This window comes from Propionibacterium australiense, assembly GCF_003666605.1.
GTDB lineage: Bacteria > Actinomycetota > Actinomycetes > Propionibacteriales > Propionibacteriaceae > Propionibacterium > Propionibacterium australiense.
Genome location: NZ_RCIV01000003.1, coordinates 161,223 through 172,533, shown reverse-complemented (window position 1 = coordinate 172,533; position 11,311 = coordinate 161,223). Strand labels below are relative to the sequence as shown.

Below are 11,311 nucleotides of genomic sequence, written 5' to 3'. Positions count from 1 at the left end.
GTCAGATCGGGACGGCCGAAACCGGCCGGCGGGGTAATGTCAGGCACGTCGAGGTCTTCCAGATGGGCAGTGTGAGAACTTCCATCCTTGGAAGACCTCGACTCCCACCACTCACCGACGCGCCGACGAACCCACAGCCCGGACTACACCCTCGATTGGGAAGAGCCGGACTGATTCTGCTGGCCATCGGCCAGCAGGGGGCTGATCTGGTCAATGTGCCGGAGAGTTTTGCAAAACTCCCCGACGCATTGATCAGCATCGTCCTCGCCTCGCTGGTCATCGGGGTTCGGATCGACAGGTCGAAGATCCGCTCCTATCTGGACTACTCGTTCATCACGATGACTGCGTATGGCATGCAGATGGGGCTCGGTGTCCTGCTGGGGGCACTGCTCGCGAGATTCTGGCCGGGGCTTCCCGATGGCTGGGGTGTCATGGGGGTGTTCGCATTTCATGGTGGCCACGGAACGGCAGCTGCCGCCGGTGCCGAGTTCGAGCGGCTCGGTATCGGAGCCAACATGGCAGTTGGCATGGTGCTGTCGACGCTCGGCCTGATCATAGCGATGGCCGCAGGCATGGTCCTGGTCAACTATGGGATTCGTAAGGGCTGGGGCACGTACGTCAAGAAACCTGCCGGTCAGCCGGATTACTTCTATGGTGGTGTGCTCCCCGAGGACGTGCGGGCACCTGCAGGTATGACGGTGGTGACGGCCAACAGCATCAACCACTTGGCGCTGCAGTTCGGCTGGTTGCTGCTGGCATTGCTCATCGGGCAGAAAATATTCGGATTCCTGGGTAATTATATTTCGTTCTTCGCAACGCTTCCCGGTGTGCTCCACGGCATCTTCGGTGGGGCCATCCTCTGGTTCATCCTGGTGAAGACCAAGCTCGATCGGTACGTGGATCTTAAGACCATCAAGATGATCTCCGGATTCCTCTTGGAGATCGTCATCTTCTCGGCCATGGCAACTCTTGATCTGGAGTTCGTCAGTGTCTACATCGTCCCGATGCTGATCTACGTGGCGGTGCTCTGCTCGCTCTCCATGCTCATCATCCTGGTCCTCAGCAGGAAATGCCTGGCGCACGAGTGGTTCGAGAAGGCCTGTATGGCGATCGGAGCGGCAACCGGGAACACATCCACCGGACTGGCGCTGGTCAGGGCGCTGGATCCGGATTCTCGGTCATCCGCAGGTGACACCCACGGAATATATTCGACGGTCATGTCCTGGAAGGATGTTTTCGTCGGACTTGCGCCGGTGTGGCTGTCGGCCGGCTTGACCCTGTCGGTGGGCGTCGGCTTCATCATAATGATTGCAGCCTGTGTTTGCGCATTCATTTTCGCGGAAACGCGATGATAAAAGGAGAAAAATGAAAACGAGTCGTTTAATATCGATCATCCTGATCGCATTGGTCACGATCGGGTTGTGGAACGTGCCGGCTCCCGGTGGCCTCGACGCTGACGCGTGGCACCTCGTGGCATTGTACCTCGGCATGCTGATCGGCCTCATCACAACCCCGTTCCCGGCGCCTGTCGTCGCGCTGATCATGGTTGGTCTGGGTGCCATGTTCTACGATCGGGACGTGCTGCTGGCCGGCTATGGCAGTGACATGGCCTGGTTCATCTGCATCGTGACCATCGTCTGCACGGCATTCATCAAGACCGGATTGGGCAAGAGAATTGCCTACAATCTGCTCATGAGGGCTGGTAAGTCCACGCTCGGGCTTGGTTACATGCTGGTCCTCACCGACTTGGTGCTGAGCCCGGCGACCGGATCGAACTCTTCTCGGACGAGCATCATCTATCCAATTTTCCAGAACATCGCGGAGGGTACCGGATCTTATCCCGACAGGGAGCCGAGAAAGCTCGGCGCCTATCTGTCGATCCTCATGTACGTCAGTTCCCAGGGGACGTCGGCGCTGTTCCTGACCGGTATGGCGACCAACGCCATCACGGCATCCCTGGCGGCGGACATGCTCGGTCTTGACATCAGCTGGGGTACCTGGTTCCTGGCGTCATTCGTGCCGATCGGGCTCTTCCTGTTCTCCGCTCCCTTCGTCATCTACAAGGTGTTCCCGCCGACCCTGAAGTCGCTGGCCGAGGTCAAGCCCATTGCGGAGAAGGGTCTTGCCGAGCTGGGGCCGATCACGTCCAAGGAGAAGAGGCTGCTGGTGTTCTTCATCCTGGCCGTCCTTGGCTGGATGCTGGGCCCCAAGGTGCCCTTCGTCGATCTCAGCATGCAGGTCGTCGGGTTCGTGTTCCTGGCGCTCGTCCTGTTCTTCGGGGTCCTTGACTGGAACGATGTGATCGCGGCCAAGGGTGCCTGGAACATCTTCATCTGGTACGGCGCCTTCTACGGTCTTGCGACCGCGCTGTCCGAGGCCGGTTTCTACACCTGGCTTGCCGAGAGGCTCGGGTCGGTCCTGAACCTCGGTGCCCTGAACGGTATGCTCGTTGCCGTCATTCTGGTGTTCATCAGCCTTGCTGTCCGATACTTCTTCGTGTCCAACAGCGCTTTCGTGGCCTCCTTCTACCCGGTTCTGTTCTCACTGCTGCTGACCACCCAGGCGAATCCGATGATGGTCGCCATGCTGCTGGCGATCATGTCCCCGATCGGAGCCCTGCTCACGCACTACGGAAACGGGGCAGGCTTGATCTCCTTCGCGCCCGGCTACGTCTCACAGAAGGACTTCTGGCGGGTCGGGACGATCATGGTGCTGGTCGGGGTCGTACTGCTCTTCGTCGTCGGTGTCCCGTTCTGGAAGCTCGTCGGCATCGTCTGATGATCACCGAGATCCACTCACACCGGATGATGGACCAAGGATGGTCGGCCGGTGTTTCAAGAAGCAAATCCGCATGGCAGGAAGGAATGCAAACCCATGATGATCATCAAAAATGGTAATGTGCTGGATCCGCTCAACGGAATCAACGAGGTCCGCGATGTGGCGGTTGAGGGCAGTCGGATCACGAAGGTTGAGAAGGACATCCCGGCCGAGGTGCGGGACAATGTCATTGATGCCGGCGGATGCTATGTCGTGCCCGGCCTCATCGACCACCACGCGCATCTGCACCAGCTCTCCAGGCTGGGTCTGCCGAGCGAGGCGCAGTGCTTCGCAGCGGGCGTCACAACGGTGGCGGACGCAGGAAGCTGCGGTTCGTCCAACTTCGTCTACCGGCAGGGTGCTCTCAAGAAGATGAGGCTGGGTGTCAAGGCCTATCTCCATGTCGCGAGGACGGGTCTTGACACGCTGCCCGGCTATGTTGAGGACGTGAACCCGGAGCACTGGGATGTCGCCGGGATCAAGGAGAACTTCGAGCGCTTCGGCGACGTGCTGGTGGGGCTGAAGCTGCGGTGCGGCGCACAGATCGTGAAGGATCTCGGATACGACGTGCTGCGGGCGGCGGTGGCGCTGGCCGATGAGATCGGCGTCCCGGTCCTCGTGCACAGCACCAATCCGCCCGGACCCCTCTCCGAGCTGCTGGACATCCTGCGTCCCGGGGACATCCTCACGCACATGTACATGAACATCGGGCCGAACCTCATTGAGAATGGCCATGTGATCGAGGCGGCTCACCAGGCAAGGGAGCGTGGGGTGCTCTTCGAGGCCGCGGATGCCAGGGCTCATTTCGGGTTCGATTCCGCCGAGGTAGCCATCCGGGAAGGGTTCCTGCCCGATTTCATTGCGACAGACGGTACGCGCCTCAGCATGAATCTGCGCCCGACGACGTTCAATCTCGCCATGCAGATCGCGAAGTACACGGCGCTCGGCATCTCTTTCGAGGACGTCATCAGCTGCATGACAGTGAACCCGGCGAGAGATCTGAAGATCCTGGACCGGGCGGGGTCCCTGACGATCGGGCATCCTGCGGACATTGCGGTACTCCGCCCGGTGGAGAAGGACACCGTCCACGGGGATCGTCCCAATGGCGACCCGGATCAGCACACGCGGGTGAGCCACAAGCTGTATCAGCCGGTGCTCACGGTGAAGAACGGGGAGATGGTGTTCCGCAATCTGACCTTCTGATCCGCGTGCGGCGATCGAGCAGGTCCGCAGGGCGGATCCGTGAAGGGCCGGCTGGTCGTCGCAGAACCTCTGGGCACCAAGTGCACTGACGCCGACAATGATGCGGCCCGGGGAGGCCAGGCCTCCCCGGGCCGCATCTGCTCGTTCAGGACTGGAGCAGCGGGTTGTACTTCAGGCTGTTGTAGCGAGCCGGGCACTGCTCGTCCAGGAGGATGCCGTCCGCCAGGTGACCCTCGCGACGCAGCTCGTGGAGCCTGGGTACGAGACGGTCACGAAGATGCCAGGGGTCGATCGTGTTGAGGTAGACCTTCGTTCCGCCCTCGAAACCGGCCAGCGTGGAGACACGCCACTTGAGGTTGATGTGCCAGGGCAGCGGGACGTCCATGTCGGGGGAGCGGTGATGCCATTCCTCGTTGCAGGGCACCTCGGTGCCCGTCGCGGCGTGGATCGCGTGGAGCAGGGCCGACATGTCGGCGACCTCCTCGGGGCTGTGCAGCCACGGCTCGCAGGTGCTCGACTTCGAATAGATCTCGACCGTCGGGTAGCGGTGCCCGAACCCGGCGAAGGCGATCGCGGAGTCGTTCTCGGCGATCACCAGGTTGTGCTGCACCGCCTCGTTGAGCACGTACTGATTGAAGGCGTTGATGTTGGCGCGCAGCGTGGTGACCTCGGCGTTCGTCTGGGCGCCGTGCTCGTCCATCGCCACCAGCTGCTTGTGCAGATGGTCGATCGACGCTCCCGCCGGCTGCAGCCAGTTCTGGAAGACCGCCACGTAACGGGCGTAGCGGTTCTCCTCGTACAGGTCGTGCAGCGCCTCGATCGTGAAGGCGATGTACTGCTCGTGCTCCTCGACGCTCAGTGAACCGGAACCGGCCAGCTGACTGCTGTCGGCGGCGAAGTCCATGTAGTGCCGCCGGGCCACGATGACGTCGTGGGAGGACGCGAAGAAGGCCAGTGAGTCCTCGAGCATCTGCTCCTCGCCGACCTCGTCGATCTGGTCGGGGCTCAGCCCCGAGGCAGCCAGTTTCGAACGGCAGATGCTCAGCAGGTGCTGGCGCCCGGCCGGGTCGTTCCGGTAACGCTCGTAGGCGGCCATCACCTTCGGAGAGGGCCGGTAGTCGTAGTTGGTCTGCCAGTACCCGAAGCCGAGGATCTCGAACAGGTTCGGGATGCGCCGAAACTCGGCCACCGTGTCGGTGCGCTGGTTCGGCAGGACGCCGGAGAGGGTCTGCCAGCCGTCCGCCGTCTTCACGCGGCGCGACTTCGGCGGGGGAGTCTCTGACATCCGGCCCAGACAGAAGACGCAGGCGTGCGTGCTGTCACCTGGCTGCAGCGGGTGGACGTTCTCGGCTGGTCTCGTCAGCGGGCGGTTGCCGCGCCCTGGGACGGTCCACACCTCGACACCCGACAGGGGGTTGATCTGCTTGACGGTGCCATCTGGCATGACTCGGATCGGCTCGACATGGTCTTCATTGCCCATGCCAGCGATTCTAGGGGCTGCATCAGTGGTTGTCGGGTTTCGCCCCAATGTGGACACGGCTCCCGGCAGGGTGTCGCGCCGGAGATGTCTTGTGCCGGCGGACGAGCATGGATGCATGAGCTCCGTCCTGCCCGAACAATCCTGGTGCCACCTGCCCGACTTCGCTCGTCTCGACGCGGCGGCCTTCGACCGCATCATCCACGAGGCGATGCGGGCCCGGCGAGCGGCACTCGACGAGCTCGCTGCCGACCCTGATCCGCCGACCGCCGAGAACGTCATTCATGCCTGGGAACTCGCGGGGACGCCCCTGGCCCGGGCCCTGGGCGCGTTCACGACGGTGCGTGACGCCGACACGAGCCCAGAGCTCGACGCACTGGCTGAGCGCCTGGCCCCGCAGTTGTCGGGGCACGAGGACGCCATCGCGTTGAGCCGCCCGCTGTTCGACCGGCTGCTGGCGCTCCAGGAGGCGGCAGCCGGCGGCCGGGTCGAACTGGACGAGCAGGACACCTTCTGGCTGTCCGAACGGATCCGGCACCACCGGCGCAGCGGCGTCGGTCTCGCCCCGGACGAGCAGGAGACCCTCAGGGGACTCAACAAGGCCATCGCCACGGCCTCGGCCCGCTTCGAGCAACTCGTCGTGGCCGGGCGCAACGAGGCGGCCGTGCACATCACCGACGAGACCGAACTGGACGGCCTGTCCCCGGCTCAGCGGCAGGCCGCCGCGACCGCGGCCGCAGCACGCGGGCTCGACGGGTGGCTGCTGGAGCTGGTCAACACCACCGGGCAGGACTGGCTGGCGAGCCTGAACCGCCAGGAGGTGCGCCGCCGCGTCTTCGAGGCCTCCCTCGGGCGCGGCGCCGCTGGCGGCAACGCCACCGGCCGGACCATCATCGAGCTGGCCCGGCTGCGCGGACGCCGCGCCGAACTGCTGGGCTTCGAGTCCCATGCGGCCCTCGTCGCCGACGACGGCTGTGCCCGGAGCGTCGACGCGATCCAGGCGCTGCTCACCGGGATCGGGGAACGGGCGATGACCCAGGCCCGAGCCGACGCGCAGCGCCACCGGCAGGCCTTCGCGCGGCTGGCTCCGGGGCTGGAGTTCGGGCCCTGGGACTGGGCGTGGACCGCCGCCAGGCTGCGCGCCGCCACCGCCGTCGATGATGCCGCGCTCAGTCCCTACCTCGAGTTCTGGCAGGTGCTGCGCGAGGGCGTCTTCGCGGCCGCCCGTGAGCTCTACGGGATCACCATGACCAGGCGCGAGGACCTGGCCGGCTACACGGAGGACTGCGTCGTCCTCGAGGCCCGCGACGAGGACGGTTCCCTGCTCGGCCTGTGCATCGTCGACCCGTGGGCGCGTCCCACCAAGCAGGGCGGCGCCTGGATGACCGATCTGGTCTGCGCCAGCGCCCTGACCGGCGACCGACCCGTTGTCACGCTCAACACCAATGTGACGCGTCCTGCCGCCGGCGAGCCGGCACTGCTCACCTGGGACCAGGTCATCACCTGCTTCCACGAGTTCGGTCACTGCCTGCACGGCCTGCTCGCCGACACCCGCTACGCCTCCCTGTCGGGTACGAACACCCCGCGCGACTACGTCGAGTTCCCCAGCCAGGTCAACGAGCACTGGGCGTGGCAGCCGTCCCTCATCACCCGCTACGCCCGCCACCACGTCACCGGCGAGCCGATCCCCGACGAACTCGTCGAGCGCCTGCTCGACGGCCGTCTCGCCGACGCCGGTTTCGAGGACCTGGAGGTCCTGGCGGCGACGGGCATCGACCAGGCCTGGCACACGGCGGCGCCGGACCGGCTGCCGGACGACCCCGCGCAGATCGACGTCTTCGAGGCCACCGCCCTCCGGGACAGGGCACTCGCCCTCGATCTCGTCCCGCCGCGCTACCACAGCCGCTACTTCTCGCACATCTGGAGCGGGGGCTACGACGGCGCCTACTACGCCTACAAGTGGGCCGAGGTCTACGACGCGGACGCCTGCGCCTGGTTCGCCGAGCACGCCGCAGGCGATGACGGCGGCCTCAACCGGGCCGCCGGTGAGCGCTTCCGCCGGGAGGTGCTGGCCATCGGCGGCGCGACCGACGTCGCCGCGGCCTACCGGGCCTTCCGCGGCGCCGACCCGGACCCTGCGCACCTGACGAGACGTAGAAGCCCCAGCTGAACCGCTTCACCCTGCGTTTCTCGTGCAATGACGCACGAGAAACGCAGTTGCACGTGCTCTGATGGTCACAGGTGGGCGGCGAGCAGCTCACCCAGGCTCATCGCGGTGCGGTCGCGCAGGTCCTTCATCTGCTTGCGGCAGCTGAACCCGTCGGCCAGCAGGATCGCGTCCGGCCCTGCTGCGTCGATGGCCGGCAGCAGGTCGTGCTCGGCGACCGCGACACTGACCTCGTAGTGCCCCTTCTCGACCCCGAAGTTGCCTGCCAGGCCGCAGCAGCCGGCCAGCGCCACGACCGTCGCGCCCGTCGACTCGAGCAGTTTCCGATCGGCCTCCCAGCCGAGCACCGACGAGTGGTGGCAGTGCGGCTGGGCGACGATCGTGTGCCCGCTCAGGTCGGGAGCCTGCCAGCCCGGGGTCCTGACGAGCAGTTCGGCCAGGGTGCTCACCGCTTTGGCGACGACCTCGACGCGCTCATCGCCGTCGAGCAGTTCGGCGGCGTCGGAGCGCCACACGGCCATGCAGCTGGGCTCCAGCCCGACGATGGGGATGCCCTCGGCGGCGATCGGGTGCAGGACCTCGAGCGCATGCTGCAGGTGCCGGCGGGCCCCGTCGAGCTGGCCGGTGGTGATCCACGTCAGGCCGCAGCAGGCGTCCTGCTCGATGATCCGCGGGGCGTAGCCCGCTGCGATGAGCGTCCTCACCAGTCCCATCGCCTGGTTGCCCTCGAAGGCGTCGGAGAACGAGTCGACCCAGATCGCGACCGGCCGGCCCTCGCCCTGCGGCCGGGTGCGCAGGCTTGCCGCGGCCTCGGAACGGGCCGAGCCGCCGGTGCGGAACCGGGGCATGGGGCGACGCTGGTCGACCCGGGCGAGCCAGCGGACGAGGTGCTTCAGGCCGGGGGTCTGCAGGAACAGGTTGCCGATCGCGCCGGCGTGCAGTCTCGTGACGAGGCGTCCCCAGGTGGGCAGCCAGCCCATCGCCACGTGTGAGCGCGGACGCGCCCAGAAGCGGTGCCTGAACTTCTCGTACAGCACGCGGGACTTGTAGGCGGCCATGTCGACGCCGGTGGGGCAGTCGCGGCGGCAGCCCTTGCAGGCCAGGCAGAACTCGAGGGCCTCGCCGACCTCCGGGGAACGCCAGCCGCCGGTGAGCAGCCCGCCGTTGATCATCTCCTGCAGCACGCGGGAGCGGCCCCGGGTGGAGTCCTTCTGGTCCCCGGTGGCCTGGTAGCTCGGGCACATGACGCCGCCGGTGGCGGTCGTGTCGGCCAGGCACTTGCCGACGCCGCTGCACTGGTGGACGGCGCGGGCGAAGCCGGGGTCGGCGATGCGCAGCGGGGCGGCGATCGTTGCCGGCACGCGGATGGCCTCGTCCGTGGGATCGGGGTCGACGATCACGCCGGGGTTCATGAGGTTCTCGGGGTCGAAGATGTCCTTGACCCGGCCGAACAGGGCGATGGTCCGGTCGGAGTACATGAGCGGCAGCAGCTCGCTGCGGGCGCGGCCGTCCCCGTGCTCGCCCGACATCGAACCGCCGAAACTGGCGGCCAGGGCGCCGGCGGCCAGCATGAAGTCGTGGTAGCGCTCGACCCCGCCGGGGGTCTCGAACGGGAAGTCGATGCGGCAGTGCACGCAGCCGTCACCGAAGTGGCCGTACGGCAGGCCGCGCAGGTCGTGCTCGGCGAGCAGCTGGTTGAAGGCGGTGAGGTACTCGCCGAGTTTCTCGGGAGGGACCGCCGAGTCCTCCCAGCCGGCGTAGGCGGGGTCCGCGAGGGCGGCATCGGCCAGGCCGGCTGCATCGGAGCGAATGCCCCACAGGCTCCTGGCCTGCGCCGCGTCGTCGATCACCCAGCTCTCCAGGGCGCCGCACCCGGTGGCGACCCGCCTGGCGCGGTCGGCGAGCTCGAGGGGGTCCTCGCCGACGAGCTCGACGAAGGCCCAGGCCTTGCCGCGGGGCAGCTCCGGCACGGCCGAGGAGCCGAGCCGGTCGGCCACCAGCTGGACGAGCCGGGAGTCCAGGCCCTCGATCGCCGTCGGGCCGTACTCGAGGATCGCCGTGGTGGCGGCGCCGGTCTCCGGCATCGTCGGGTAGCCCAGGGCCACCATCGTCTTGTAGGGGGCGTCGGCGACCAGACGGACGGTGGCCCTCGTGATGAGCCCGAGGGTGCCCTCGGTGCCGGCGAAGAACCGCGCGGTGTGGCGCCCGTGCTCGGGCAGCAGGTGCTCCAGCGAATAGCCCGAGACCTCGCGGGTGAAGCGGCCGCACTCGGTGCGGATGGGGGCGAGGTTCTCGTCGACGAGGGCGGCCAGGCGCCTGGACGTCTCGCTGGAGCTGTCCTGCTCGCCCAGGTGCAGGCGCTCGCCCGTGCCGGTGATGACGTCGAGTTCGAGCGTGTTGTCGGAGCTGCGGCCGTATCCGAGGGCCCGCGGGCCGCAGGCGTTGTTGCCGATCATGCCGCCGATCGTGCAGCGGTCCGAGGTGGACGGGTCTGGGCCGAAACGCAGTGCGAAGGGTCTGGTGGCGGCCTGCAGCTCGGACTGGATCACACCGGGTTCGACGGTGGCGGTGCGCGCCTCGGGGTCGACGTCGATGATGCGGCGCAGGCGCCGGTTCATGTCGATGACCAGGCCGGGGCCGACCGCGTTGCCGGCACAGCTGGTGCCCGCGCCGCGACCGGTGATCGGTATGCCCACCTTGATGGCCGCGTCGATGAGACCCTCGAGCTCGTCGACGTCGCGGGGTGCGGCGACGGCCTGCGGCACGATGCGGTAGACCGAGGCGTCAGAGGAGTAGATGGCCCGGGCGAGCGCGGAACGGTTGAGGCAGTTGCCGGGGCCGAGGATCGCGTCGAGTTCCCTGACCCGGTCCGCGGATTCGCGGGACAGGACCCGCAGACGACTCATTCCCCGTACTGGTGCGCTCACGAGGATATAGTGTGCCACCCGGTACGGGCTGCTCCGCGGCGTGTCCCAGGCAGCCCCGCCGGCCCGCCGGTCCGCGGTGCGGCCTGGGGGCGGCGGCCCTGGCCTGGGGGAGGAGTCAGCAGTGCGCGTACGAGCTGGCGGGCAGGTCCTTGAGGACGGCCGCCATGACCCGGCCGACCGCTCTCAGGTCCTCGGGATCGGTCCGGTCGATGAAGACCTGACGGACCGACTCGACGTGGACCGGGGCCGCTGACTGCAGCAGTGCCATGCCGTCCTCGGTGAGCTCGGCGATGATGCCGCGACGGTCCTCGGGGGCCCTCTTGCGGGTGACCAGGCCTCGTTTCTCCATCCTGGAGACGGTGTGGGTCAGGCGTGAACGGGACTGATAGGTGTTCTCCGCGAGTGCGGACATGCGCAGCGCGTGGGCTTCGGATTCGGAGAGTCTCACAAGGATCTCGTACTCGTTGATGTCGAGATCGAACTCGCGCAGAGCAAGGCCCAGCTGGGCGAGGATGTAGGCGCTACCGGCCAGGCAGCTGCGCCAGATCATCTGCTGCTCGTCATCGAGCCAGCGGGGGGAGGGGACCTCTTCCATACATGACATCCTATGGGAGTTCACAGGTTTGGTTAAAGTGGAAAGTTTTTTCTTGCAACTTTCTATGAAAAGAGTCTCATAACAGTGATGGGCTCCAGGTCTGTCATGGTGGACGTGGCCTCGGT

At 66.5% G+C, this 11,311-nt stretch carries 7 protein-coding genes; 4 read left to right on the top strand and 3 right to left on the bottom strand.

Features of this window, described 5'->3' with window-relative positions; all coding sequences use genetic code 11:
* The 3 genes from D9T14_RS04745 to D9T14_RS04735 form a co-directional block, all read left to right on the top strand.
* Positions 1-1,352: sodium/glutamate symporter family protein (locus D9T14_RS04745; RefSeq protein ID WP_220668338.1), on the top strand; the 1,352-nt coding region annotated here is incomplete at its 5' end.
* Between the two features lie 13 nt (positions 1,353-1,365).
* Positions 1,366-2,778 carry a DASS family sodium-coupled anion symporter gene (locus D9T14_RS04740; RefSeq protein WP_121587787.1) on the top strand — a complete coding sequence of 471 codons (1,413 nt, stop codon included), beginning with the start codon at positions 1,366-1,368 and terminating at the stop codon, positions 2,776-2,778.
* A gap of 96 nt (positions 2,779-2,874) precedes the next feature.
* On the top strand, positions 2,875-4,020 hold the full coding sequence (locus D9T14_RS04735; protein WP_121587788.1) for an amidohydrolase family protein: 1,146 nt from the start codon (positions 2,875-2,877) through the stop codon (positions 4,018-4,020).
* Between the two features lie 145 nt (positions 4,021-4,165).
* Here D9T14_RS04735 and D9T14_RS04730 read toward each other — a convergent pair whose 3' ends face one another.
* Positions 4,166-5,500, bottom strand: a complete 1,335-nt coding sequence (locus D9T14_RS04730) for a DUF4921 family protein (RefSeq protein WP_197720561.1) — start codon at positions 5,498-5,500, stop codon at positions 4,166-4,168.
* Positions 5,501-5,615: 115 nt separating this feature from the next.
* Here D9T14_RS04730 and D9T14_RS04725 point away from each other — a divergent pair, with 115 nt between their 5' ends.
* Positions 5,616-7,667 (top strand): M3 family metallopeptidase, encoded by a 2,052-nt coding sequence (locus D9T14_RS04725; RefSeq protein ID WP_170175721.1) that lies wholly within the window; start codon positions 5,616-5,618, stop codon positions 7,665-7,667.
* Positions 7,668-7,732: 65 nt separating this feature from the next.
* Here the strand turns inward: D9T14_RS04725 and D9T14_RS04720 are convergent, their stop codons facing one another.
* Together D9T14_RS04720 and D9T14_RS04715 are read right to left on the bottom strand one after the other, a co-directional pair.
* Entirely contained in the window at positions 7,733-10,570 is a 2,838-nt protein-coding gene (locus tag D9T14_RS04720; protein WP_121587791.1) for an FAD-binding and (Fe-S)-binding domain-containing protein, read from the bottom strand.
* A gap of 136 nt (positions 10,571-10,706) precedes the next feature.
* Positions 10,707-11,186 carry a MarR family winged helix-turn-helix transcriptional regulator gene (locus tag D9T14_RS04715; RefSeq protein WP_121587792.1) on the bottom strand — a complete coding sequence of 160 codons (480 nt, stop codon included), beginning with the start codon at positions 11,184-11,186 and terminating at the stop codon, positions 10,707-10,709.
* Positions 11,187-11,311: the final 125 nt, after the last annotated feature.

Excerpts from the sequence above, each read along its gene's own strand:
- D9T14_RS04740 (WP_121587787.1), top strand. The coding sequence starts at position 1,366 with ATGAAAACGAGTCGTTTAATATCGATCATCCTGATCGCATTGGTCACG.
- D9T14_RS04720 (WP_121587791.1), bottom strand. The coding sequence starts at position 10,570 with ATGAGTCGTCTGCGGGTCCTGTCCCGCGAATCCGCGGACCGGGTCAGG.
- D9T14_RS04725 (WP_170175721.1), top strand. The coding sequence starts at position 5,616 with ATGAGCTCCGTCCTGCCCGAACAATCCTGGTGCCACCTGCCCGACTTC.
- D9T14_RS04735 (WP_121587788.1), top strand. The coding sequence starts at position 2,875 with ATGATGATCATCAAAAATGGTAATGTGCTGGATCCGCTCAACGGAATC.
- D9T14_RS04730 (WP_197720561.1), bottom strand. The coding sequence starts at position 5,500 with ATGGGCAATGAAGACCATGTCGAGCCGATCCGAGTCATGCCAGATGGC.
- D9T14_RS04715 (WP_121587792.1), bottom strand. The coding sequence starts at position 11,186 with ATGGAAGAGGTCCCCTCCCCCCGCTGGCTCGATGACGAGCAGCAGATG.